Source organism: Leptospira idonii (assembly GCF_004770995.1).
GTDB lineage: Bacteria > Spirochaetota > Leptospiria > Leptospirales > Leptospiraceae > Leptospira_A > Leptospira_A idonii.
This window is the reverse complement of sequence record NZ_RQHW01000016.1, coordinates 56,253-81,696: the sequence shown is the minus strand read 5'-3', so window position 1 is coordinate 81,696 and position 25,444 is coordinate 56,253. Positions and strand designations below refer to the sequence as shown.

Here is a 25,444-nt window from a genome sequence, read left to right as displayed (position 1 = left end):
GGAGCAAGAACGTTTATGTCAATAGCACAAGCAGTTCGTGATAAATTGGACATCCCCGACCTGGTCACAGGCGGGAAAAGCATAAAAGATGTAACAGTTGATATTGCAAAACCGAATGAAGACTTTCCTACCAAACTTTGGTGGAACGCTTTCTCGATCGCACTTACGATCACTTTGATCGACGTTGCCATCATCGGATATTTGTTTTATGAAGGTCTTTATCTTCTCGGAATCAACAACCCTGTGGGTTGGGGATTCTTCGTTGTAAACTTCGTATTCTGGATCGGTATCGGTCATGCGGGAACTTTGATTTCCGCAGTCCTTTTCCTTTTCCGTCAAGGTTGGAGAACAGGGATCAACAGAGCTGCAGAAGCGATGACGATCTTCGCCGTTCTTGTAGCCGCTTCGAACCTAATCCTCCACGTAGGTCGTCCTTGGGTGGGATTCTGGCTTTTCCCTTATCCGAATGAAAGAGGACCTCTTTGGGTGAACTTTCGCTCTCCATTGATTTGGGATACTTTTGCGGTTTCCACTTACCTTTCCATCTCGGTGGTGTTTTGGTATCTCGGTTTGATCCCGGATCTTGCTTCCTTAAGAGATAGAGCGACTGAAACTTGGAGAAAGACTCTTTATAGCATTCTTTCTTTCGGATGGGTTGGGTCTGCGAAATCTTGGTCTCACTTAGAGATCGTTTCCATGATCCTTGCGGCTCTTTCCACTCCGCTCGTTCTTTCGGTTCACACAATCGTATCTTTCGACTTCGCGGTTTCCATCCTTCCCGGTTGGCACACTACTATCTTCCCTCCTTACTTCGTTGCCGGTGCGATTTTCTCCGGATTTGCGATGGTGGTCACTCTGATGGTAATTGCCAGAGAAGTATTCAATCTCAAAGACTATATCACCATGAAACACTTGGATAATATGAACAAGATCATGATGGTAACAGGTCTCATCGTAGGTCTTGCTTACGGAACAGAGTTTTTCATCGCTTGGTATTCCGGTAACGAATACGAAGGGTTTGCGTTCTGGAACAGAGCGTTCGGTCCTTACGGTTGGGCATACTTCATTATGATTTCTTGTAACGTTCTTTCTCCTCAGGTATTCTGGTTCAGAAAACTTCGTTACAACATCCCAGTGATGTTCATCGCTTCCCTAGTGGTAAACGTGGGTATGTGGTTCGAACGTTTCGTGATCATGATGACATTGAACAGAGACTTTTTGCCGTCCAGCTGGGCGATGTATACTCCTACACTTTTCGACTACGCTATGTTAATCGGAACGTTCGGTATCTTCTTCACATTGTTCCTACTCTGGTGTAGAATCATGCCTGTGATCGCAATTGCTGAAGTAAAAACGGTAATGCCGGCGAAAGAAGGAGCACATCACTAATATGTATCTTCCTAAACTAGAACAATTTCATAAATATAAAGAAACTGACGAAGGGGTGTTCGGCCTCTTCGACACTCCGGAAGCGATCATTCACGCTGCAGAGAAAACAAAGGAAAAAAACTACGAAGGTTTCGATTGTTTGCTTCCTTACCCTGTGCACGGAATCGATGAAGCGATGGGAACTCCTAGATCCGGCCTTCCTTGGGTGACCTTTTTTGCAGGTCTCTTCGGATGCACGATCGGGATTTCATTCCAATACTTGACTCACGCATACGACTGGCCGATGAACATTGCCGGTAAATCTCTCAATGCTTGGTTCGCTTACGTTCCGATCATTTTCGAGTTAACCGTATTCAGTGCAGGTATTTATACCGTAGCAGCTCTTTGTTTCCTTTCCGGAATTCCAAAAGCTTCTAGAAAAATTCTTCATAAAGACATCACTTCTCACAAATTCGCTCTTTGGATTCCTAAGTCCGCAAAAGGGTACAATGAGTCTGATGTGGTTTCTTTCATTAAGGGACTTGGCGGTTCTGAAGTGACCGTTGTAAAACCGGAGAACAAATAATGAAAAACATCTCTTTACGTTTGTTATTCGCAGTTTCCCTTTTCGGATTCATCAACTGCGACTATAAGACACCTGTTTGGGAATATTTCCCTAACATGTACGACTCCCCTGCTCGTGAATCGCAAGAGGCGGATCCTTTCTCCAAAAACGGAGCTGCGGTTCGAATTCCTCCGAAAGGAGCCATCCCTGTAGGATACTATCCGTACCCTTATAAGGATGTTTTGACGCAAGACAGTCTTCCTGGTCCTGACAAAGGTTTGAAAAACCCTATCACCAAGCCAAACTTAGGTGATATCATGATCGGAGAGAAAAGGTTCCAAACTTATTGTTCTCCTTGCCATGGGGTTCGCGGAGAAGGAAACGGTACCGTAATCGGTCCTGCTCCTCGTTTCTCTACGGTTCCTCCCGTTTTGGTGGGATCGAAGGCAAGTAGTGTGAATTTTACTGACGGTCAAATCTTTCATATCATCACTATGGGACGCGGGGTAATGGGAAGTTATGCTTTCCAAATCGAGCCTGCGGATCGTTGGAAACTCATCGCATACTTGCGTAAACTGCAAGAGCATGAAGCAAAGAAGGCTAACTAGGGGAAAGTATGAGTGCGACAAAAGCAGCTAAACTAGACGAAAAACTTTTACAATTTAAACTTCCCGCTCAATTGCGCAACATTCTGATCGCTATGATCGGAATCGGGGTGGTGAGTCTTCTTGTTTCCTTCTTAGGTTTCGGTCATGAAACATCCCGTCACATGGACGAGGGTGGGCATTTTCATCATACAAACCTAGGATACCATGTTTTACTTGTGGCAACTTATTTCGTGATCGGCCTTGCCATCACCGGGATTTTCTTTACTGCCATTCAGCATTTAACAGGATCTCATTGGTCCGTAACCGTTAGACGTTTGTTCGAAACATACGGACTTTTCACTCCGATTGCTGGTCTCCTTCTTGTGGGAATCGTTTTCGGAATGCACGATCTGTATGAGTGGGCGGATGCAACGGTTCGTGAAAAAGATCATCTGATTCACCATAAAAGCGGTTACTTAAACCCTACAGCTTTCGTGATCAGAGCGGTTCTTTTCATCGTGGTTTGGTCCGGGTTCGCTTATGTGTTCCACGGAAAATCCGTAGGACAAGATAAAGACAAAAACGTAGATACCACAAAGACACTTGCTAAGATTTCCGGAGGATTCATCCTATTCTTCGCACTTTCCTGGTGTTTGATGTCATTCGACCTTTTGATGTCTCTTTCTCCTCACTGGTTCTCTACTATGTTCGGAGTGTATGCATTTGCAGGAGCTTTTCAAACAAGTCTTGCTTCTTATCTGGTAGTGATCGCAATCCTCAAGAAAAACGGTTTTTACGGAGAAGCGGTGAACGAAAACCATTTTCATGATATCGCAAAATTCTTGTTAGGTATGACTACTTTCTGGGCTTATGTGGGATTCTCTCAATTTATGCTCATTTGGTATGCGAACATCCCGGAAGAAACTTTCTTCTACGAGATGAGAATGACAGGCGGATGGGGATACACCACCTTAGCGCTTCCTTTCGTAAAATTCGTAATTCCTTTTTTGTTGTTACTCAATCGTCCGAACAAAAGAAACTTGGATTTCCTTTGGAAATTGGGGATTTGGATCTTCGCGGTTCAGTTCTTTGAACTATTCTGGTTGGTTTTCCCTGCAACTTTCGAAAAACTTTCTTTGGTGCACTTTGCTCTAGCTTTTGGCGGAACCGTAGGAACCATCGGTCTATTCGGACTTTTCGTATTCAAAAAATTGGAAAAACACAGCCTTGTAGCGGTCGGCGATCCACGGTTAGACGAAAGTCTACACCACCACCAATAGGAGTGATGGAAATGAAAAAAGTATTAGTAATTGCTGCTGTTGGTTTCGGTTTCTTAGCGAACTGTTCTAATAATGCACAAGTCACTTGGCATAAACTTTGTGATGCAAAAACGAATAAAGCCACTTTGGACTTTACTGTTCCTCTTTATACGGAAGCGGACGATAAATCTCCTGTAGTGGAATACGTTCCCGTAGGAACCGTTGTGAAGATTTTTGGAAACAGAAACCACAACGTTTGGGAACCTAAAAACTTCATAAAAGTGCAAACTGCGAAAAACGAAGGTTATATGAATCCTAAATGTTTCGTAGTGAACCAAGATCCTGAAAAAAGCGTTTGGCGTTATTCCAAAGGTCTTGTGAAGGAATATAAATATTTTTACGATCCGAACGACAAAGAACACTATCCGAAAGGATACGAGTGGGGTTCTTTGAAGTCTCTTCCTAAAGATAAAATTCCTTTGGAAGAATTGACGAAAGGAATGGAAGAAGGCGAATACATCGATAAAAACCCTTTGAAACAGAACTAAGTTTCAGATCGAATTTAAAGTCTGCGGATGAATGTCTGCAGGCAGCCTTTCTTAAAAAGCTTCCGGGAATCTCGGGAGCTTTTTTTATTTAGGGAGATACACTCTAAATTCAGTTCCTTCTTTCGAAGAAGTGAATCTTACTTCTCCTTCATGTTTCTCTACGATTTTTTTCACTATATCCAAACCTAGACCGCTCCCTTCTCCGGGGTCTTTCGTTGTAAAAAAAGGTTCGAAGATTCTGCCTTGGATCTCAGAAGGAATCCCTGGTCCGTTGTCCGCTATGGCTACAATGATGTGAGAATCGGTATTGATGAGACGGATGGTAAGAATTCCTTTAAAGTTCATCGCCTGGATGGAATTGAAGATCAAATTGGTCCATGCCTGCATAAGATCGTCCGCATAACATAGAATTTCCGGGCAATTGTCGAAATGTTTTACGATCTCAACTCCTTTTTTGATATGGTTTTGATGGATCGTAAGAACCGTTTCTATATTTTTTACGACGTTCGTTCTTACTTTTTTGCCTACGCTATCTATATGAGAAAAGTTCTTTAAGGCATATACGATCTTTGCGATCCGATTGATCGATTCCCGAATCGAGTTTAAATGTTGGAAGGAACGTATATGATACAACCCGAAGACGAATATTTCCTGAAAATTAGGGTAGGAGGATAGGGATTCGATAAATGAAAAACTGTCCTGAATTCCTACGTCTATGATTTCATCCGCAATATAACCTGGATTTGATACACCCAATTTTGTCAGCTCTTCGGCTAACGTTCGTTTTTGTCTTCTAGCTTCCATTCCGTGAAGCATATTGTCCAGTTTGGAAGAGGAGGAGATCCATGACTTTACATCCTGTAAAAGATGAGGAGGATTGTCCCGGAATAGATTCATAAATCGATCCATATTGGATTGCAGGTTTTCCAAACTGTCCTGGATGAGTTCGCTGGATGCCTTCATGGCGCCGATGGGATTGTTGATTTCGTGGGCGATCCCTGCGATGAGTTGTCCCAGAGATGCCATTTTTTCGGAGAGTATCAATTGGTTCTGAGTTTTCTTTAAAGTATCGATCGCAGATTCCAATTCTCCTTTTTGTTCTTGGATCATTCTGTTTCTTTCTTCAATGTCCAAAATCGCTCTTCTTAAGGTTTCCGCTTCCTGTAAATGGCTGAGATCCAATGCGGAGATCAAAAATCTTTCTTGGAGCCCGATGATAAAGAGTCTTCCTGTCACAAGCAGTGGAATTTTTTTTCCTAGTTTCGTTTTACCCTCCAAAGACACAGGGGTAATCGGATCTTTATTGATCGTCTTTAGATCCTGCAGGATGGAACTTCTTGAAAAAAGATCTTCCAAAGAGGAGGAAAGAACTTCTTCTTTGCTCATGTCGAATAACTTTTGTAAGGCAGGATTGGTATCTAAAATGGTTCCGTGCATAGGATCGACGATGAGAACCGCTTCGTTGGAAAGCTGGTAAAAAGTCCTGAACCTTTCTTCGTTGGCTTTCAATTCCTCTTCATAAAGTCTCTTTTGATGGATGTCTTCCATCACTCCGAACATTTTAATCGGTTCACCTAATCTATTTTTTACGAAGATCCCTCTATCTGCGATATAGATATAGTCTCCATTTTTCCTTTTGAATCGATAGGTATCGTTATAAATTCCGCTTCCTAGTTTTGCGGCTTCCAGTGTTTGTAGGGAAGAGATTCTATCCTCTTCATGAATCCATTCGCTGTGGGCTTCCAAATTGACCGACTTGAATTCTTCTTCCGTATAACCGGTTACTTTTTGGATAGCACCTCTCCAGATGATCTCTCCTGACTGAACATCCAGTTCGTAAACCATCTGCCCTGTCTGTTCCGCAACGATTCTGAATCTTTCTTCGTTTTTTTTCGACTCTTCTTTGGTTTTCCTTTTTACGGTTACGTCTTCCAAAACACCGAACATACGAGGTTGACGAAAAGAGTCCCCTTTGATATAAATTCCTCTTTCTTCCACATCTACGTATTTGCCGTGGATCGATCGGATTCTGTAAAAATCATAAAAAGACATTTGGTTTTGGAGGCAGTAGGTCAAATTGTTCAAGACCCTTCCTAAATCGTCCGGATGCACCAAGGTTTCCCATTTGTTGATGTCCACTCGGTTCATTTCCTCTTTAGTATAACCTAATATCTCTTTGATGGCACCTTCCCAGTAAATTTTCCCCGTAGGAATATCATAGTCGTAAACGATCTGTCCGCTTTGTTCCGCAATAGTGATGTAACGATAATCGCTTTCTTTAAGTTTTATCTCCTGTTCTTTAACTTCAGTGATGTCTTGAGCGAATCCTAATAATTCCAGGATGTTTCCTTGGCCGTCGCAGGTGAAAACGGTTTCGATCGTTTTCAGCCAAATGCATTCCCCGCATTTTTTGATGATTCTGAATTGGATCTCTCTCGATTCGTTGATGGAGAGTTTTCTCATTTCACTTACGTGAAAAGCCATGATTTCTTTATCTTCGCTATGTATGTGTTTGGCGACAAACTCGGTCGTCTCCAAATCCTTAGGATCGATCTCTCCGATTTCATATCCTAAGAACTTTCCGAGGTCTCTATTTGTGAATGTATATTTTTGTTTAACAAGATTATGGATGTAGATGAATCCGGGGATTTCTCTAGTGATTTTGGAAATAAATTTTTCCTTCTCAGCGACTTCCTGTTCTAATGCGGCGACTTGGGTTTTGTCTCGGATTACCCCTCTCACCAAAGGAGATCCGTCTGATGCGGGAATGATAATGACCTGTACTTCGCAATGGATGGGCGTTTTGTCTCGATTCCAGTGCAGCCAATCGAATATATGCGCACTTTTCGTGAAAGAAATCGCAATTTCTTCCTGAGCTGCCACTGAGGATTTTTTTCCGTCCGGTTGAAAATCGGGACTTAAATCGGCAGGGGTCATCGTGAGTATTTCTTCTCTAGAGTATCCGAAAAATCTTTCCGCAGCAGGATTGGCTTCTATGAATTTGCCTGTGCTTGGGCTGAATACTACGATGACTTCCGGGTCTCTATCGAAGATCTGCCTAAATGCGGTTTCCTCATGGAATTGGCTGCTCATCTAGGCTCCTATATTCAATTTTAAATAGGTTTTGACAATAGAATTTGGAAGGATTCTATTCTTTTAATCACTATGGGTCAGAAGAGAACAATTGCAACCTCCGCTTCGGAAGAACGCCTGGAAAAACTTTTGGAAGAAAGGTTAAAACCGGGAGCTGATAAAGAATTTATTGATAATCGAATTTGGGATCTTTTCGGTGAATCCTGGTGTGTTATGTTTACCGATTTGTCAGGGTTTTCTAGAGGAGTGGCAAAGTTCGGGATCATTCACTTTTTGCAGACCATTTACGAATCTCAAAGAATTCTCATTCCCGTTCTGGATGAATACGACGGCATTCTATTGAAAGATGAAGGTGACAGTTTTTTGGTTTTGTTTCGAAATACGAATAAGGCCATTCAATGTGCGATCCAAATGCAGAAAACTGTAAAGAAATATAATGAAGGTAAACTGGCAGAGGAACAAATTCTTCTTTGCGTGGGTTTAGGATACGGAAAAATTCTGAAGATAGGGGATACGGATGTGTTCGGATCCGAAGTGAACGCAGCTTCTAAGTTAGGTGAAGATACTGCCAAAGCTTGGGACATTCTAGTGACTAGTTCCGTAAAAGAAAATGCGGAAACCGCCTCCGGTTACGGATTTGCAGAGATCGAAGATGTCCCTCCCGGTTCGGATGGAGCCTATCGATTGTTATATTCTTTGGACGATTCAAAATGGGTGGTGATGTAATGGATACTGCTGTAAACGAAACGAACGCTTTGTTTGGGATTTATCTTCTACTTCCTTACTTTTCATTGACTGTTTTTTTGATTTCTTATTCTCTCATGTATTTCATAGGAAAATTGACTAAGATCAATCCTCCGAATGCATTTCTTCCTAGTTTCGGATTCGCTTTGCCTTTCTCTACGATCGTAGGTTTTTTAGGATTTTTTCTCAGCATCATCCTCCATTTCCAATCTCCGATTGTGTTCTGGACTTTGCTTCTGATTTCTCCCGTCTTGGGAATTCATCTTTCCAGATACGTTTTCCCTTTTATCAAAAAACAGTAAAAATATATGATTCTACTATTTATTCTTTATCATCCCGTTTTCACATTAGCTTGTTTCCCTTTGTATTGGCTGGCGAATTTTCTGATTCAATCCAAGACGGATCAAAAATATGATTTTTTGTTTTTTTACTTTTTGGGATTTGCTTTTTCCGTTTTAGGAATGCCTCTGAGTTTTCTGTTTGTCGCCTTTTCTTCTTCGATCGTCCAGTGGATTCTAGTGATTTTCAGTTATGCGCTACTTATCACTTCAGGACATGTCGCCGCATATATTTATATGAAAAAGTTCAATATAGAAATTCAAAAATAGATTTATGTTCTCCTGCGGCTTCCACCAAATCGTAAAGTCGCCTGTATGTTTTGTCTCCGGTAAGTGTGACGCTGTTTCCAATCAGGATCAAATTCGATTTAGCCCTTGTTAGACCGACGTTCAATCTTCTATAGTCTTTCAGAAATCCCAGTTCCCCTTCGTCGTTCGTTCTGACAAAAGATAAAATGACTGTTTCCGATTCTCTTCCCTGGAAAGAATCTATGGTTTGTATGATGGGCAAAATCTCCGCATCAGGAAATTCTTTGCGAACCTGAGCTTCCAAAACTTCCACCTGCTTGCGATAAGGTGATAAAATCGCAGTTTTGGAAAAGTCCAAATTCGATTTTAGGAGGGATAGAATGAGATCTATCTCCGTTTTGTTGTAAAGAGATTCATCTTCGTCGTTGGATTCTTCTTCCGCATCCGATCCTGCAGTATCGATCCAGATCAATTTTTTATCGGACTGAAATATCGTTTCTACTTCTGGATCTAAAAAAGGGCTTTTTTCGGACTTCGTTTTGAGTTTGGATTCGTAAAATTCCTGATTGGAGAAACGGACGATTTCTTCCGGCATTCTGTACTGAGTGTCCAGGAAGACGGTTCTGGTTCCGTCGTCTCTTTCGATTCCCTTTTCCAAAAAGCTATGAGACAAGATTGAATTTTCATCGGAAAGAGTAGGGGGAAGTTGTTTCGGATCTCCCGCAAATAAAACGGTTTTTCCCAATAGAATCGCCATATAACAAGCGCTTTCCCAAGCCTGTGTCGCTTCGTCCACTATGACGTAATCGAATTTTTTTCCTTCCTCGTAAAGATGCCAAGCGCCTAAAAAAGTAGAAACGATTAGATCCGCATCTCTGAGTATTTTTTCCTTAGTGTTTTTTTGAAGAGTATCTATCGATTTTAGAAGTGATTTTGCTTCGGAATGAAGTTGTTTTCTTTCCTCTCTTTCTTCCGCTCCGAAATTTCTTTTCCAGGCGCCTGCTTTTTTCTTCAGATCTCTCCATTCTCTTCGCCAAACTTGTATTTGTTTGTTTTCAAGGGAGGATTCCAACTGTACATCCAAAAGATATTTTTGAACCGATTCCCTGATCTTGGAAGAGGAACCCAGTCGGATCGGATGTAAACCTTCCTTTGCGGAGGATTCTACCAGATAGTCGCAGGCAAAATTAGTAGGCGCCAATGCAAGTATGCTTTTTTTCTCATTGCTCCATGTTTTTACGGCAGAAACAAGAAGGGTCGTTTTTCCTGTTCCGGGAGGACCGTAGATAAAACCATAATCTCTTAGATTCAGAACCTTTTCCAAAGGAGACGCTTCTTCTTTGTTTTTTGGAGAACTAGGTTTTTCGTTTTGGGCATATCCTAAAATCCAAGAGGAAATGTCCTTCGCATCTCTCTCTTCTTTTTTGCGTAAATTTCGAATCGCTTCCAAATAAGCATCGTAGGTCGATTCGGAATACCATTGAGAAAGAGTGAATGATTCATCTTCAGGAATGTCTTTTTCACCTTTGTATTGTAAGATGATTGTTTTGTCTTTGATTTGATAGACTTGCGAAACAAGGGAAAATTCTCCCGACTCTAGAATCACAGGCGTTCCCTGTCTCATCCATGAGTTTTCCGATAGGGAATGGGTCGCTGTAAGATGTAATTTCCAAACTTCTCCGGAAGAGTAGGTTTGATCTTCCAAACTTAAGGACTTGATTGTTTTTGCGAGTTTTGCATTCTTTTTGGAATTTTGAAACGATTCTCTTTCCAGCTCTCTTTCTTTTAGAACCGCATTTTCGATTGCTGCAATTTCTTCTTCCCATGTCTCGTAACGATATGATGTCATTCATCTTCCCAATCTACATTTTCTAATGTGGTAAAAAAGCCGTTTCTTAAGAGAGGAGCGAAGTCCAAAAAGTCGTGAGGTTTTAAGCTGAGGGAATCTTCGTAAGAATAAGCTTGGATAAGGATTTGAGCCGCTTCGTCTACATAACCTAATCTGCATTTGATGCGGGCAAATATGATCAGATTTTCCGCATCTGCATCCCCTCTGTACTGCATGAAAGTGTTGATGCTTCCCAGTGCGTTTTCATAATCTTCAAATTCCAGATAACAGAGTGCTAATAGATCGTAGTAAAGAAAATCTTCCGCATTGTCCAGCTTCAGTGCTTTTTTCAGACAAGCCAATGCGGAGTTGAAATCCCCTCTGGAGAAATACAAAGATCCTAGTTCCGCCCAAATATCCTTCCTTTCGATTCCTTTTCCCCTGCTTAAATCCTCTCTGGAAAGAGCTAACTTCAATACATCGATCGCTTCCTTCGATCTTTCCATATCTTTCAGCAGGGAAGCGAGGATAAGATAGTTTTCCATATAGGAAGGAAATTGTTCTATCCCCGTCCGCAGAAGTGTCTTGGCACTTTTGAATTTTTTTAATTTGATGAGGTATCTGGAGTAAACTGTGATACTGAGGGGATGGGTATGGAATTGATCCAAGATCCCCATAAACAATGTTTCCGTTTCTTGAGGATTGCCTACGGAATGCAGGCACCATGCCTTTTTTGCTTTGATTTTGATAAGTGCGGATTCGTCCGTAGTGAATTTTTCGCTTTCCGCATATAGATTGAACGCCTTGGTGAACTCTCTATTCTCTTCCTTGGCTTTTGCCTCCCGGATCAATGCAATAAAACGATTCATATTTTTTAGAAAACTCTCAAGGTTTTTCGAATACTGTCGAGATATAGAATGGGGAGTATAGAACCCAAAGGAGAGTTAGCATGGTCACTAATGGAATTAACCTCCAGAATGTAGTCAATTTGCCTAAGGAGATTTTCCGGGCGAATTCGGAATTGCAAGAGAAATTGGTAAAATTAGCAGTAGAGGAGAATGTATCCGCACAAACATCTCCCCAAAGACTACTGGACATCTACTGTTAATTTTCCGTTCTTCTGGTTTCCAAATTGAAGTAGGGGCGTTTTCGCTCCCTGAATCCCTGGATGGCTGCGCGGAAATCTTTGGAATCGAGCATCGATGAATTCCAAACCGCTACATAGTTCAAGCTGTCATCGATCGATTTCCCTACGCCATAATTGAGCACTTGTTTGACGCCTCTTACTACAAGAGTAGGATTTTCTGCGATCTCGTGTGCCGTTTTCAAACCTTCTTGAAATAGTGTTTCGTAATCCGCAGTGACTTTGGTCACAAGTCCCATTCGAAGTGCTTCGTCTGCATCTATGTCTTTGCCGGTAAGAGCCAGCTCTTTTGTGTTTCCTCCTCCGATGATGGAGGGTAGTCTTTGCAGGGAGCCCATATCCGCTACGATTCCAACTTTTGCTTCTCTAAGGGAAAACACTGCATCTTTTGTCGAATAACGAACATCACATGCGGAGATGAGATCTAGTCCTCCTCCGATGCAGTGTTTTTGGATGAGTGCTACGGAAGGTTTCGGAGAGTTGTAAACCGCATTGATTCCTTTTTGCATGGTGAGAATGAGGTGATAGAGTTTTTCTCTACCGTCGCCTAATTCTCCTTGTATGAGACTTCCGAACTCGTTGAAAAAATGATCCAAGTCGAGACCTGTGGAAAAGGATTTTCCACGGGCAGCAATGATATAAGCGTGAATGCTAGGTTCTTGGTTGATGAAATCTATTGCAAGGGGAAGGTCTCTCCAAAAAGACCAATCCATCGCATTTCTTTTCTCCGGCTTATTTAGATAAAGAATCGCTACGTTTTTATCTTGTTCGATTTCAAAAAAGGGAAAAGATTTCATGCAGATTGAACCTCTTTTTGCCAAAGTTTACCTTTTACAAAAACTATAACACCGATTAAAATCAATGCGAGTGAAATATATTGGGATTGGGAAAAACCGTGCCAATAGTATCCGGAAAGAAAGGTGGGATTTCCGTTCGCATCGGGAATGTTAACGATTTCAGGAGGATCGACAAAAGGGAATACCGCTTTGTTCACTCTTAAAAACTCGATGAGTAATCTTGCCGTACCGTGGATCATAAAAAACTGAGCGGATAAGCTCCATTTTTTGAAATTCTGATAACGTGCCCAATATTGAAAATAAGCGAAATATGCGAATGCCATTAGGGACTCCATAACGGGAGTATTCCATACGGGAACTCCGGAAGGATGGGCGCCGTGGAATTCGAAAACGAATAAAGGAATATGTGCGTCTGTAGCGAAACCGTAACATCCGTCCCCGCTGACGAAACATCCCAATCTTCCGATCGCATAACCGATGCTCATTGCTGGGGCGATCGCATCCAAATAACTTCCTGTGTCTAGTTTGAAGTATCTGAAATAAAGAGTGATAAAAAGAAGGCCGAATAACATACCTCCGAAGAAAACGAGGCCGCCTCCGCTGAAAAGAGAACTCCAAAGACCTCTTTGGCCGGGGAAACCGTCCCAATGGGTGAGTGGATAGAGATATTTTCCGTCATAGCCGGGAATGCTAACAAAGATTTGGTCCCAAATCTCGAAAATAAAGAAAATCTTAGCACCGATCAAGGTGCCTAAAATACCTAAAAAAATGAGCCAATCCGAATGGGATGGATCCAACTTTCTTCTTTCGAATTCCTTGGGCAAAAGAAAGGAACCTACCAAGAAGGCAAGCATCATCAGTAAGCTGAAAGTAGAAAGACCGTTCTCAAGAATCACAGGGATACGGATGAATGGAATATAATCTAGCATAGGTTTAGGCTAAAAATGGGGGGAAGATAGGAAAGGAGAATTTGTGAAGAATGGGAAAGGGTTTGGGGACTTTATTCGGAACTGCTTTTCCTTTTCTGCCCGTCCCTCGGGCAAAAAAGGAAAGAAAAACTCAAAGTCCATTTAATTGTAAGATGGTTTCGAACAATATGGTGCTCCCTAGTTTCAAATTTTCGATTTTTATATTTTCGTTTTTTCCGTGCATGGAATCCAAATCGGTAGGCTCCAATACGGCAGGGATCAAACCGTAAGCGTCGATTCCGATTCTGCGGAAACGAGAGTTGTCCGTTTTGCCGGGAGATAAAAACGGCGCCGCCACGCTGTTCTCCACTTTGGAAACGGAAACATTGGCAAGAGTCTGAAATAATACGGAATCGATGGGGGAGGAATCCGGGCTGATTTCATCGAAAATGACCACTTCGATGGAATATTTTTTTGCGATTTTTCGGATGTCTTCTATATATTCTTTTGTATCTGTTCCGGGCAACACTCTGATGTCCAATTTTCCGACCACTTCTCCGTTTAGGACATTATAGCCGGTCGTTTCTTCGTTGGTATGCAAACCGGTGATGGATTTCGTATTGGTTGTCATTGCTGTTAGGTGTCGATTTTTTCGAATCGGTCCGGAAAGTAATGGTTTGAATATGGGATTCGATGCGTTTTTCAAGAAGAAGGAATTCGGAAAGTTGCTGACACTCCCCAGTTGGTAGAAAAAGCCCTTGGTTTCGTCCGTGATTTTTATGCTCGTATCAATACTCAATACTTCTTTGTAGAAGTTCAAAAGATTCAAGGATGCGTATTCGTTAGGAGGAGTGCTTCCGTGGCCGCTTTGGCCTTTTGCGATCAGTTTCAGCCAAATATTTCCTTTTTCCGCATATTGAATGTTAAAGACGGTGGAGTTTCCTGTAATCGCCCCTTTGACAGCGATTCCTCCTTCTCCGATCATCCAACCGTAACCGTCGAATAGGTTTTTGTATTCGGAAATCATATAAGCCGCTCCGTATTTGGAACCGGATTCTTCATCGGCTAACGCAAGAAACATGACTTTTCTCTCCAAAGGGATTTTGGAACGTTTTAATTCCAGGAAGGCCATAAGCTGCATCACCGCCATTCCCTTCATATCGATCGCGCCTCTTCCCCAGATTCTACCGTCCTTGATGATTCCTGAATAAGGAGGTACATCCCATTCTTTCGGATCCGCTTCCACCACATCGATATGGTTTGCTAAAATGAGTCCCTTCTCCTGGGTTTTGTTTGTCGTTTCCAGTACTGCGACTAAGTTTGCATGATCCGGTTTTCCTGGAGGAGAATAGATGCGGGAAGGGATTCCTTCTTTGGCTAAAACGGATTGAAAATATTTCGCAACCAATATCTCGTTTTTACGGTCAGACTGTATCTTCAGAATATCTTGTAATATTTTGACCGCTTCTTTGTTTCTTTTTTCCCAATCTACATTTACCTTCAATGGCTTTAGGTTTATTTTCTGAATGGGAGAAAAAGTGCAGGAATTTGTTCCTAATAAAAAACAAACACCAAATAAGTGTAAAACGATTGATTTTTGAGTCCGGAAAAAAAAGGATTTGTTTGGTTTCATAGTTTATCTAGCCAATAGCCCTGCATCTAAAATAAATTCCGCGCCTGTGATGAAAACTACTTTGTTTTGAAATTCGTTAGTCATGTGATTTGTTTCCTTATAAGTCTCCAGATAACCATCCTATGGTGGAGAAGGGATCGTTTCCTGAGAGAAATCGATTTTGGAAACGTCTACAATTCGAACGGCACAGTAAACGAATACCCAAAGGGAAACCATCACATTTTGCAGAATCAGAACCGGTTTGATTCCGAAAAGATGGATCAGATAAAAAAACTAAGAACAGAAAATGCCCATGTTTCTCTCGAACCGAAAGCAAAAATAATTCTAAGCAGATCTGCGGTAGTTTGAGTGAATCAGGGCATTTGCCCAAGGAAGGGAGTGAGTAGGAAAATCCAGGAAAAGAAATATCTGTTATAACAAATGAATTGATGTTATTTTGGATGGTTTCTTGCTGGCTGAAACTTAAGTTGGATCCACCTAGGACCTACAGTCGCATATAGATAGAGATGGAATGGATTTGATTTCTCGGGCATGGAAACAAAAATAGTTTGACTGTATATAGTTTAATATTGAACTATTGATTATCTAAGTATTAGATAAGGATCATTTATGTTAGAACAACTACTCTCTACTTCCAACGACTGGGTGCCTTTCCTTCTGCGATTGACTTTAGGAATCGTAATTTTCCCTCATGGGGCCCAAAAACTTTTGGGCTGGTTCGGCGGTTACGGTTTTAAAGGAACTTTCGGTTTTTTGACAGGTCAAGTGGGGCTTCCCGGAATCGTCGCTTTTCTTGTGATCATAGGTGAATCTTTCGGATCCGCTGCTTTGATCTTAGGGTTCCTCACCCGTTTTTCCGCCATTTCCATAGCGATCATCATGTTCGGTGCGGCTTTCCTCGCTCACAGACAGAACGGCTTTTTCATCAATTGGTCCGGTGCACAAAAAGGGGAAGGATATGAATTTCATATTCTTGCGATCGGACTAGGCATTGCGCTAGGATTTACCGGCGGTGGTGCTTTCTCTTTGGATTTGTTTCTCAGTCAAATTCTAAGATAATTTAAATTTTGTTAGGTGAGTGGATCGGTCTGATCGAAAGATCGATACATTCACTAATTTGATTTGACCTTTCGTGACAATTTCTTTACGAAGATACAAATCAAATGTTGAAATTTCGTTCTCTTTTCCTTTCCCTGCTTTTTTTTGTTTTTACTTTTACTCTTTCCGCAGAAGAAAGTTTTGATCTTTCGCAAAACTGTTCCGGATCGGTCTGCCAGCCAAAAATTTGGAAATTAAATAATGACTACAAGTCAGAATATCTTTCTCCCACTTATCTTCCTTCGGAAGATTGGAAAGAGGCGAAATCATTTCCCATTTGGCTCAATCAATTTTATAAAATCGACTCTTCCTTCGCCACATTCACTTTAATCGCCGACTTCGATTTATCCACAGAGTTTTTAGCGAAAGAAAAAGAGATAGGAATTCGTTTCGGAGAGATCGGAGAAGTTTTCACCATTTTCATCAACGGGAAAGAAATCGCTTCGGAAGGAAAAATCGAAGGGGAAAGCGTAGTTCATCATAGAACTGTTAGGGGACAAGTCTATCATATCCCGAAACATATTCTAAAACCGGACTCAAATCGTATCGTTCTTAAAATCAGCGGAGATCCTAGATTCGATCACACCGGTTTGTATTTTTCAAGAGGTTACACGATAGGATACTACGATGATCTGAAGTATGCTTCCGGAGACAGAACTTCTCTCGGTTTGATTTTGGTATATGTTGTCATCGGGTTGTATCATCTTTTCCTATTCAGCAAAAGAAAAAAAGAAATTTACAACTTGTATTTCGGAGGCTTTGCGATCGGTTCCGGAATTTATTTTTTCACAAGATCCAACGAGATCTTCGAACTGGGATTGGACAGTGTCATCACACAAAAAGTAGAACTCATCGTTTTATATCTGTTCTTCTCCTTTTTCTTTCAGTTCTTTTCTTTCTTTTATTTCAATTCCATCAATCGCGTTCAGAAATATCTTTTTTACTTCCATTTGGCCATTTCCGCAGTCACTTTATTTTCACCGTTGTATCTTTGTGAGATGGTGCTTCGTGTATGGCAGGGCGCCGCTTTTCTTATAGGATTTCCGATCATCGTTCATTCTTTGTTTCGAGCGGTCAGAGAGAAGATAAAATATTCTAAAAATCTAATGTTCGGTACCATCGTTCTGATCGTATCCGCTATTTTCGACATTTTGGATTCTTTGATATTTAATTCGGGTTTTGCCCTTTCCAAATACACTTTCTGTATTTATATGTTGGGGATTGCTACCATTTTGGCGGACAAATTCAGTGAAATCCACCGCCAAACTGAAATTCTAAATGCGACTTTGGAAAACAAGGTAGTGGAAAGAACGAAAGAACTTTCCATCAGTTTGGAAAATATCAAAGAACTTAAAGCACAGCAGGATGGAGATTATTTTTTGACATCCCTTCTTTTGCGCCCGTTAGGTTCCAATCTTTCCATCAACAAAGATGTTAAGATAGAATTTTGGATCCGCCAGAAAAAGAAATTCCAGTTCAAACAATGGGATTCCGAGATCGGCGGAGACTTGTGTGTCACTCATACCCTTCTTCTGAAGGAGAAAAGTTATACAGTTTTCGTCAATGCGGATGCTATGGGGAAATCCATCCAAGGTGCGGGAGGGGTTCTTGTTTTGGGATCCGTTTTTGCCGCCATTATCGAAAGAACAAAGATGACAAAAGAAGCTTCCGATCTCTATCCGGAGCGTTGGCTGAAAAACGCATTTTTGGAATTACAAAAGGTATTCGAAACTTTCGACGGAAGCATGCTCGTTTCCGTTGTGTTAGGGTTAGTTGACGATAAAACGGGAACCGTTTATTACATCAATGCGGAACATCCCAGCTTGGTATTGTATCGGGATGGTATCGCTGACTTTTTGGACAAAGAGATGCAGCTTCGTAAATTGGGGATTCGCATTACGGAAGGGAATTTAAGCGTGCGTATCTTCTCTATGAAATCGGGAGATATTTTGATTTCCGGTTCCGACGGAAGAGACGATGTTTTGATCGGAACGACTGAAACAACGGAAGGAGAAAACAAAAGGATCATCAATGAGGATGAAACCAAATTCCTTCGGTTTGTGGAAAAAGGAGAGGGCAATCTCGCGAAGATCGCAGAACACATACAAGGCTTCGGTGATTTGACTGACGATTTATCTCTTCTTAGAATCGAATATTCTCCGGAACAAACTCATTCTATGGATTTGAAACCTATGTGGAAGGATGCGATCACTCTTCATAAGAAAAAGTTGTTTAAGGAATCGTTTCTGGTTTGCGAAGAGATCATTCAGTTTTTCCCGGAAGAGACAAGAGTTCTCTTTCTTGCTTCCTTGAATAAATATCATATGGGAGATTGGAAAGATTCCGCAGACATCGCAGAAAGAGTTCGTTTGAGAGAGCCTGAAAATTTGAAAACCCTTCTCAATCTTTCCTTCATTCATATCAAATTGAAGAATTGGAAACGTTCTGCGGATCTGCTTGCGGAAGCAAAAAGGATCGCACCGGATCACAAACGAATCGGCCAGTTGGAAAGAATCTTGGAAAAACTGAATCAGCCTGCATAAAAATGTTCTTAACTCCCTTTTTGAAACGGTTTTCCTTTTCTCAGAAAGAAATGGAAAACCTTCGCTCTTTCTTCTTTAAGAAAGGTTATTCGAAAGGGAAAAGTTTCATCGAAAAAGAAGATAGTTTTAATAAGATCGGTTTCGTCGAATCGGGGCTTTTCAAACTTGTTTATGAAAACTCGGAAAAGGAATACATAAAAGATTTTTGCGGGGAAGGGGACGTCATAGGAGCATACTCTTCTTTGCTCAGGCAAACTCCTCCCGTCTTTCGAATTGTGAGTTTGGAAGACTCCTTCGTTTGGGAAGCGGATTTTTTAGTTTTGGAAGCGAGGTTCGGAAACCAACTTCCTTTCGTTTCTCTCTTGAAGTCGATTTCGGACAATCTGTATCTTAAAAAGGAAAAAAGAGAATCCGACTTTATACTTCTATCTGCAGAACAAAGATACTTAGAATTCGTTCAAACCCGTAAAAGCCTGATCCATAGACTGAAAGATTATGAAATCGCATCCTATTTAGGAATCACAAACGTAGCTTTTAGCAGAATCAAATCCAAATTATTTAACCTAGGTTAATTACTTTTTTTAGAAAGTCCGCTAGATTCATTGATATGAATCTGAAAAAAGATAAAATTCTAATTACCGGAAGCACTAGAGGGATTGGTCTTGCTCTTCTTCGTAAATTCCATTCGGAAGGCTTTACTGTCTATGGGACAGGTACGAACCGAACATCGATCGAATCTGCGCAGAAGGTGATTCCTAATGTTCGTTATTTTGTTTACGATTCTAAGGAAACATCCTTGGAATCTCTCGCAAAAGAAATCGAAATCAATGAGATCAATGTACTCATCAACAATTCAGGAATTCAATACAATGATTCTTTCGAAGAAGAGGGCGATCTATCCGACAGAATGAGGAAAGAACTGGAAATCAATTTTTTGTTTCCTGCTCTTTTGATTCATAGAATCCTTCCCGTGTTCCTAAAAAAAGAAAATTCTAAAATATTGAATCTTACTTCCGCATTGTCCTTCGTTTCCAGAAAGAATGTGCTTATGTATTCCTCATCCAAAGCGGCTCTGAGTAGATTTACCCGTTCTTTGGCACTCCAATTGAAGGAATACAAAAACATACAAGTGGTCGAGGTGATTCCTCCTCTTGTTGCTACTGATATGACAAAAGGAAGAGTTTTAAAAGGAACTATGAGTGCTGAGAAATTTGCTTCCGAATTCTACCGATCCTACCAAAAAGGAAAAAAAGAGTTCTATATAGGAAAAACAGGTTTATTGCATTTGATTTCTAAATTTTCAGGAAAGCTTGCGGAAAGAATTGTTCGATAAGCGAAGATTTGGTGAAAGAGGGATTTAGTCTAGGTTGATGTATTCTTCCGGATCAAGAGGGGAATCCAATCCGATTCTCACTTCGTAGTGAACGTGAGCTCCCGTTGCTTTTCCCGTTTGACCGACTAACGCAATTTTGTCGCCTCGTTTCACTCTGTCTCCCGGATTCACTAAAACCAAAGAGCAGTGTCCGTAAACCGTATGAAAACCGTTTTCATGATTGATCCGAACCGATTTTCCTAGTCCCCCTTGGGCAGTATCCACATCTACGATTCCAGGGCCTGTGGCGTAGATAGGAGTTCCTTCTCCTGCCGCAAAATCGATCCCTGAGTGAGATTCACCTATGGGCAAAATTCCGAACGGGTCGCTTCTGTACCCGAACGTAGAAGTAACGACTCCCACTCCCGGCTTCAGAGGTCTTCCTCTCGGCATAGAGTAGAAGATACTTTCTCTCATGGAAAGATAATCGATTGCATTCTGAAAATTAGGAACCAGGTTTCCCAATCTGACACCAAACTCTGTGTAGGTGGTAACTACCTGTTTATAAAGATTCAAATTGGAATCTAATTGTGTTTTGTCCCTCTCGAATTCCTCTTTGAGAAGATAGTCCTGAGTGATCATTTCCTTTTCCGGAATTTCATCCCAAGCAAGCAGGTTCAATGCTTCCGAAGATTTTTCCAGGTCCCGCACTGAGTCTGTTAGGTCTTGAGAGAGAAGATCGTAAAACAAAAAAGAGATGAGTTGGGTTTCTGTCCTTTTTTCCAGGGAACGATTCGGTTCGAAAAAGAAGGAAAAGTAAACCAGGAAAATTAGGGAAAGTCCTACAAGGGTGGCAGCCAGGGAGGAGAGGAAAAGCAGCATTCCTACGGAAATTTCGATTTGGAAGAGGGCCTTTTCGTTATTGGGAATGAGAACAAAGCTCACTTTGCTTCTTCCTTTTTCGAATAGTCTCAAAATACGCTTTTTCCAGCGCAATTGAGAGATCAGGAGCCTTTCGTATGCCGTTGTGGAGTAAGTTTCTTGCAAAGCGGTCTATTCTACCAATTTTTACTTGCCCATGCCTTTTTTGAGGGGAAAGTGGACGAATCCAATATGTTTAAATTTCTCACTTCTCTTTTCAGAAAGAAAGCCGACTCTGTCGATTCCTTTTTGATGTATCCCGAGGGAAAGAGATACTATAGAGAAACCCACTCCATCCGTCGTACCAACATTGATGAAGATGCTATTAAAATCATCAATCGACTGAATAAATTCCGCTACAAGGCTTATCTTGTGGGTGGAGGAGTGCGTGATCTACTCATGGGCAAACGCCCAAAAGATTTTGATATTGTTACCAGCGCAACTCCCAATCAGATCAAGAGGATCTTCAATAATTGCCGCATCATCGGAAAAAGATTTAAAATTGTTCATATCATTTTTAAAGGCAAAATCATTGAGGTTTCCACTTTTCGTTCCCTGCCGGAACATCGATTGGAAAAACACAAAGCTGACAACGACTATCTGATCAAAAGAGACAACTCTTTCGGGACAGCAAAGGAAGACGCGGCAAGACGCGACTTTACCATCAATTCGTTGTTTTACGATCCCAAGAACGATTCCATTCTGGATTACGTAGGCGGGTTCGACGACATACAAAAGAAAATCGTTCGAGTGATCGGCGATCCGGATATTTCCTTCAAAGAGGATCCTGTCCGCATGTTACGTGCGGTTAAGTTTTCCGTTTTGCTCGGATTGGATATCGAAAAGAAAACCAAACTGGCGATCAAAAAAAACCGTTTGGAAATCGAAAAATCCTCCTCAGCTAGACTTTTGGAAGAATACAATAAAATGTTTCGAACTTGGAAAACTTCTCAGATCTTTCACGGTCTGGCGGAGAATCACCTTTTCGAAGTTTTATTTAAAGAATCCATCGATCGTTTGAAGAAAACCGATCCAGAGTGGAAGGAACATTTCCTTGAAACTCCTCTCGGCAAAAGACTTGCGATCACCGATCAGTTGTTATCTGCCCGCGAGGAGATGACTCCTGCGATTTTTTACTCCCTGATCTTTTACGATATAGTAAGCGACATCTTTCAATCGGACAAAGGCCACATCGCTCATAACATCAAAGAAGCTTTGCAGCCTGTTTTCGAAAGAATGGGAATTCCAAAAAGAGAACAAGACAACCTTGTTAAGATTTTCATCAGCCAGCCTAGGTTCCTAGTGACGGACGATGAAAAGGAAAGACAAAACTCCTTTTTCAAAAAGAAAGACTACTTCTACGATGCCTTTATGGTGTATAAGATCGTGGCTCTTTCCGAGAACAATGAGGCAGCCGTTCAATCCGCATTTTTCTGGGAAATCTCTCTTCGCCAAAGACCGAAACCGGATTCTCATAATTTCGGGCAACAGCAGAACCGAAAAAAGGAAAAGAAACGTCCTCCTAGAAAGAAAATGAGAGGAGGCAGAGGTCCCCATCCAGGTAGACAACAGCAAGGAGGAGAAGGGCAAAATCCCGAACCATCCCCTGAGTCGAACGAAAGAGGAACGAACCGAGAACAAGAATCTCATTTCGAACCTAGGGAACCTAGACCAAACCGCACAGAAGGCGAGGACGAAGCCTAACAAGTTTCATTTCATAAAACGACTGCTAGTTTAAATACTTGCTTTTTTTTCGAATCCCCCTTTTCCTTTTCGTGAAAAGGGGGATCGCATGTTTTCAAGCAGAATCAGTGTTCTTATTTTGGAAGACGATCCGACTACTGCGCTGTTCTATGCAGGGATCTTACGCAGAGAAGGTGCCGATGTAGTCACCGTCTGTGATCTGAAAGTCGCTAGAGAATTTCTGGTCAAACACAGACTTGCCGACCTGGACATTTTGCTTTGCGATCTGATGCTCCCCGACGGAAACGGAATCGATTTCATCCGAGATGTACGCAGCATCAACAAAGGAATTCCCATCTTAGTCATCTCCTCCGAAACGGAAGTCACTTCCATCATCGAAGTGATGAAGGAAAACGTACAAGACTATCTCATCAAACCCATCCATCCCCAGGATATGATCTCCAAAATCAAATACCATCTGTCGAGATCGGAAGCCACTTATCAAAAGACTGTGTATGAAAAAGAAAAACTTCTTTCTTTGGAGAAACTTTTAGATTGGTACAGTTTCAAAAACAAGGCAATGACGGGAGGGGACAACGATCTTCATTCCCTTCATAAAAACTTATTCCATGTACTTCGTGCCAGCCTTTCTCAAGGAGCCGGCTTCGGGATTCTCGTCCAGATCATAGACATCATCAAAGGAATGCAAAGAAACGAATTGGGAAATTATATTTTGGATCAGGAAGTTTTGGGGATTTTGGAAGATAACGCAGGATATGCGAAAAAAATCCTGGATACGTTTACTGAAATCGAAGATATGATTTTCGATCGAGTTTCTATGGAGAAAATCACTTTCGAAGAAGCATGGACGGAGATGGAAAATATCAAAAAAGATCTCACCTGCTTTCTTGAGATTAAAAAACAATCTCTGATTTTGGGAAGACCGGACACAATCATCCACCCTCATTATATGATTCAGGTGAATCGCAATTATTTTAGAAAGGTAGTTTCCGAGCTTCTTTTCAATGCTATGAAATTCTCACCGAACCATTCTAAAATCTTTATTTTGGTTTATGCGGAAAGGGACAAACTCACTCTTTCTTTCATCAATTCCGTAGAAGCAAGTTCTTCTTTGGAAGAAGGAATCCCTAACGAATACAGAGGACTTATTTTCGAACCTTTCTTTCGTTTGAATAAAAACATATACGAATCCCATAAAACCTTGGATTTCGGAATCGGACTCACTTTGGTGAGAGAAACAATCGTTAAATTCGGAGGCACAGTCCAAGTGATGAACTTAAAAGACCACTTGGAATACGGGCCAGGTTCTAAAATCGAATTCAAAGTCAGTATTCCAGTGAATGCTAAGTTTTAACTTTGGAAGTGGAGAAATCCCAATTTTTGAGGTTCATAGACAGAACCATTTAACGAAAACTCTACGACCTTCTTTTTCTTATTTTTCTTTGCAGGCAAAAATCTTCCTATCCTCGTCACGGGAACTCCTCCGATCTTCGAGGGGAGAAGGTTCGGAGACAAAAACAAAAGTTCCAATTCTTCACCGGAAGAAAGGACTTCGTCCCAACTTAGGTTTTCTCTAGCGAATTTGTCTATGGGAAGAAGGTCCATATCGATTTCTAATTTTCCTTTGGAAGCGAGAGCCATTCTACGGCTGTCTTGGATGATTCCATCCGTAAGATCCATACAGGCATGGATTTCGAATTTTTGCAGATGAGAAACCAAAGGAACTCTTGATTTAGGACTTAGGTGTTTGGCGAGGGCCGGTTTGGCGGAGGCTCCTTTTCCCGTTTTGGTTTTGTTTAGGATTTGCAATCCTAATTCCGAGTTTCCCACGGAACCGGTAAGATAGAGGAAGTCTCCTTCTTTCCCCCCAGAACGGAACCAAGGCTGCTTTGTTTTCCCGAAAACAGTCAGTGTGAGGTGGGTGGTTTGGGAGTAAAATGTGTCTCCTCCCACCAAATCCATTTTGTATTCCTTCAGTCGTTTTAAAAAGGATTTAGTAAATTCCTTCACCCATTTCTCTTCTTTGGAAAAAAGAGAAAGCCCTAGATTTAGAAAACAAAGACGGGGTTTCCCTCCTGAGGCAGCGATGTCGGAAACATTGACTTCTATGAGTTTTTCCGCAATTTGGGTAGGACTGGACCATTCATGAAGGAAATGGGTTCCCTCCACTAGGGAATCCGTGGTGACAAGAGTGTCCGGGGAGAGAAAATAACAATCATCTTCCGGAAAACTTTTCCCGGGGAATAGGGTGCGTATGATTTCGGATTCTTGCAAAGGTAAGTTCCAATAAATATGTTTGACCGTCCGTGAAAACCGAAAATCCTGACAGAAAAGAGGAAAATCTCGTACTTATGGAACTATTGTCTAAAGCCCACAAGACCCCTTCTTTGAAAAAAGAAGAAACACAAAAACAGTGGTACGTTGTGGATGCTACTGATAAAACTCTTGGCAGACTTGCTAGCCAAGTTGCGACTCGTCTTCGCGGAAAACACAAACCTACTTTTACACCGAACCAAGACTGTGGTGATAACATCATCATCGTGAATGCTTCTAAAGTAGCTGTTACCGGACGTAAAAGCGAACAAAAGATTTACTACCATCACTCTCGTTACCCAGGTGGTATGACTGCTATTGCTTTTCATAAACTCATCCAAGAAAACCCGGAAAGAATCATTACCGAAGCTGTAAAAGGTATGCTCCCTAAATCCAAGTTAGGGGATCAAATGCTTCGTAATTGTAGAGTTTTCGCTGGCGCAGAACATAACTTAAGCGCTCAAAAACCGTTGAAACTGGAGTTGAAATAAT

At 41.4% G+C, this 25,444-nt stretch carries 23 protein-coding genes; 15 read left to right on the top strand and 8 right to left on the bottom strand.

What is annotated here, in order from left to right; genetic code table 11:
- The first annotated feature begins 15 nt into the window (after positions 1-15).
- From nrfD to EHS15_RS05185, 5 genes are read left to right on the top strand one after another with little or no spacing between them, the layout of a single operon-like run.
- Positions 16-1,389: an NrfD/PsrC family molybdoenzyme membrane anchor subunit gene (gene nrfD, locus EHS15_RS05205; protein ID WP_135759494.1), complete on the top strand. Its 1,374-nt coding sequence runs from the start codon at positions 16-18 to the stop codon at positions 1,387-1,389.
- A 1-nt stretch (position 1,390) separates the two neighbouring features.
- A complete protein-coding gene (locus EHS15_RS05200) occupies positions 1,391-1,954 on the top strand; it encodes a DUF3341 domain-containing protein (RefSeq protein ID WP_135759493.1) in 564 nt (187 codons plus the stop codon).
- On the top strand, positions 1,954-2,541 hold the full coding sequence (locus tag EHS15_RS05195) for a c-type cytochrome (RefSeq protein WP_135759492.1): 588 nt from the start codon (positions 1,954-1,956) through the stop codon (positions 2,539-2,541). The genes EHS15_RS05200 and EHS15_RS05195 overlap by 1 nt, the downstream gene beginning before the upstream one ends.
- A gap of 8 nt (positions 2,542-2,549) precedes the next feature.
- Positions 2,550-3,800, top strand: coding sequence for a hypothetical protein (locus EHS15_RS05190; RefSeq protein ID WP_135759491.1), 1,251 nt, complete (start codon positions 2,550-2,552; stop codon positions 3,798-3,800).
- Positions 3,801-3,811: 11 nt separating this feature from the next.
- Positions 3,812-4,327: an Lsa16 family lipoprotein adhesin gene (locus EHS15_RS05185; RefSeq protein WP_135759490.1), complete on the top strand. Its 516-nt coding sequence runs from the start codon at positions 3,812-3,814 to the stop codon at positions 4,325-4,327.
- An 84-nt stretch (positions 4,328-4,411) separates the two neighbouring features.
- Here the strand turns inward: EHS15_RS05185 and EHS15_RS05180 are convergent, their stop codons facing one another.
- Positions 4,412-7,420 (bottom strand): PAS domain S-box protein, encoded by a 3,009-nt coding sequence (locus EHS15_RS05180; protein WP_135759489.1) that lies wholly within the window; start codon positions 7,418-7,420, stop codon positions 4,412-4,414.
- A 72-nt stretch (positions 7,421-7,492) separates the two neighbouring features.
- Here EHS15_RS05180 and EHS15_RS05175 point away from each other — a divergent pair, with 72 nt between their 5' ends.
- From EHS15_RS05175 to EHS15_RS05165, 3 genes are read left to right on the top strand one after another with little or no spacing between them, the layout of a single operon-like run.
- Positions 7,493-8,146, top strand: a complete 654-nt coding sequence (locus tag EHS15_RS05175; protein WP_135759488.1) for an adenylate/guanylate cyclase domain-containing protein — start codon at positions 7,493-7,495, stop codon at positions 8,144-8,146.
- Positions 8,131-8,466, top strand: a complete 336-nt coding sequence (locus EHS15_RS05170) for a hypothetical protein (protein WP_135759487.1) — start codon at positions 8,131-8,133, stop codon at positions 8,464-8,466. The genes EHS15_RS05175 and EHS15_RS05170 overlap by 16 nt, the downstream gene beginning before the upstream one ends.
- Positions 8,467-8,472: 6 nt before the next feature.
- The gene (locus tag EHS15_RS05165; RefSeq protein ID WP_135759486.1) at positions 8,473-8,772 is read left to right on the top strand and encodes a hypothetical protein; all 300 of its coding nucleotides are present in this window, start codon (positions 8,473-8,475) and stop codon (positions 8,770-8,772) included.
- Here the strand turns inward: EHS15_RS05165 and EHS15_RS05160 are convergent.
- The 5 genes from EHS15_RS05160 to EHS15_RS05140 form a co-directional block, all read right to left on the bottom strand.
- On the bottom strand, positions 8,750-10,600 hold the full coding sequence (locus tag EHS15_RS05160; protein WP_135759485.1) for an AAA domain-containing protein: 1,851 nt from the start codon (positions 10,598-10,600) through the stop codon (positions 8,750-8,752). The two genes, EHS15_RS05165 and EHS15_RS05160, sit on opposite strands and share 23 nt — an antisense overlap.
- Positions 10,597-11,448, bottom strand: coding sequence for a tetratricopeptide repeat protein (locus EHS15_RS05155; RefSeq protein ID WP_135759484.1), 852 nt, complete (start codon positions 11,446-11,448; stop codon positions 10,597-10,599). The genes EHS15_RS05160 and EHS15_RS05155 overlap by 4 nt, the downstream gene beginning before the upstream one ends.
- A gap of 235 nt (positions 11,449-11,683) precedes the next feature.
- On the bottom strand, positions 11,684-12,520 hold the full coding sequence (locus EHS15_RS05150; protein WP_135759483.1) for a crotonase/enoyl-CoA hydratase family protein: 837 nt from the start codon (positions 12,518-12,520) through the stop codon (positions 11,684-11,686).
- Entirely contained in the window at positions 12,517-13,449 is a 933-nt protein-coding gene (locus tag EHS15_RS05145; protein WP_135759482.1) for a prolipoprotein diacylglyceryl transferase, read from the bottom strand. Before EHS15_RS05145 ends, EHS15_RS05150 begins: the two co-directional genes overlap by 4 nt.
- Positions 13,450-13,579: 130 nt before the next feature.
- Positions 13,580-14,932 (bottom strand): M20/M25/M40 family metallo-hydrolase, encoded by a 1,353-nt coding sequence (locus EHS15_RS05140; RefSeq protein ID WP_246051903.1) that lies wholly within the window; start codon positions 14,930-14,932, stop codon positions 13,580-13,582.
- Positions 14,933-15,670: 738 nt separating this feature from the next.
- On the opposite strand from EHS15_RS05140, the gene EHS15_RS05135 reads away from it, so the two are divergent.
- The 4 genes from EHS15_RS05135 (at position 15,671) to EHS15_RS05120 (ending at position 20,035) form a co-directional block, all read left to right on the top strand.
- Positions 15,671-16,120, top strand: coding sequence for a DoxX family protein (locus EHS15_RS05135; protein WP_135759480.1), 450 nt, complete (start codon positions 15,671-15,673; stop codon positions 16,118-16,120).
- 104 nt (positions 16,121-16,224) lie between these two features.
- Positions 16,225-18,702, top strand: coding sequence for a SpoIIE family protein phosphatase (locus EHS15_RS05130; RefSeq protein WP_135759479.1), 2,478 nt, complete (start codon positions 16,225-16,227; stop codon positions 18,700-18,702).
- Between the two features lie 50 nt (positions 18,703-18,752).
- Positions 18,753-19,274: a Crp/Fnr family transcriptional regulator gene (locus EHS15_RS05125; protein WP_167884160.1), complete on the top strand. Its 522-nt coding sequence runs from the start codon at positions 18,753-18,755 to the stop codon at positions 19,272-19,274.
- Between the two features lie 35 nt (positions 19,275-19,309).
- Positions 19,310-20,035: an SDR family NAD(P)-dependent oxidoreductase gene (locus EHS15_RS05120; RefSeq protein WP_135759477.1), complete on the top strand. Its 726-nt coding sequence runs from the start codon at positions 19,310-19,312 to the stop codon at positions 20,033-20,035.
- A 24-nt stretch (positions 20,036-20,059) separates the two neighbouring features.
- Here the strand turns inward: EHS15_RS05120 and EHS15_RS05115 are convergent, their stop codons facing one another.
- On the bottom strand, positions 20,060-21,061 hold the full coding sequence (locus EHS15_RS05115) for a M23 family metallopeptidase (protein WP_135759476.1): 1,002 nt from the start codon (positions 21,059-21,061) through the stop codon (positions 20,060-20,062).
- 66 nt (positions 21,062-21,127) lie between these two features.
- On the opposite strand from EHS15_RS05115, the gene pcnB reads away from it, so the two are divergent.
- Together pcnB and EHS15_RS05105 are read left to right on the top strand one after the other, a co-directional pair.
- Positions 21,128-22,639 (top strand): polynucleotide adenylyltransferase PcnB, encoded by a 1,512-nt coding sequence (gene pcnB, locus EHS15_RS05110; RefSeq protein WP_135759475.1) that lies wholly within the window; start codon positions 21,128-21,130, stop codon positions 22,637-22,639.
- A gap of 88 nt (positions 22,640-22,727) precedes the next feature.
- The gene (locus tag EHS15_RS05105) at positions 22,728-23,993 is read left to right on the top strand and encodes an ATP-binding response regulator (protein ID WP_135759474.1); all 1,266 of its coding nucleotides are present in this window, start codon (positions 22,728-22,730) and stop codon (positions 23,991-23,993) included.
- Here the strand turns inward: EHS15_RS05105 and thiL are convergent.
- Positions 23,990-24,913, bottom strand: coding sequence for a thiamine-phosphate kinase (thiL, locus tag EHS15_RS05100; RefSeq protein ID WP_135759473.1), 924 nt, complete (start codon positions 24,911-24,913; stop codon positions 23,990-23,992). The genes EHS15_RS05105 and thiL overlap by 4 nt on opposite strands.
- A 77-nt stretch (positions 24,914-24,990) precedes the next feature.
- On the opposite strand from thiL, the gene rplM reads away from it, so the two are divergent.
- On the top strand, positions 24,991-25,443 hold the full coding sequence (rplM, locus tag EHS15_RS05095; RefSeq protein ID WP_135759472.1) for a 50S ribosomal protein L13: 453 nt from the start codon (positions 24,991-24,993) through the stop codon (positions 25,441-25,443).
- The last annotated feature ends 1 nt before the right edge of the window (position 25,444 follow it).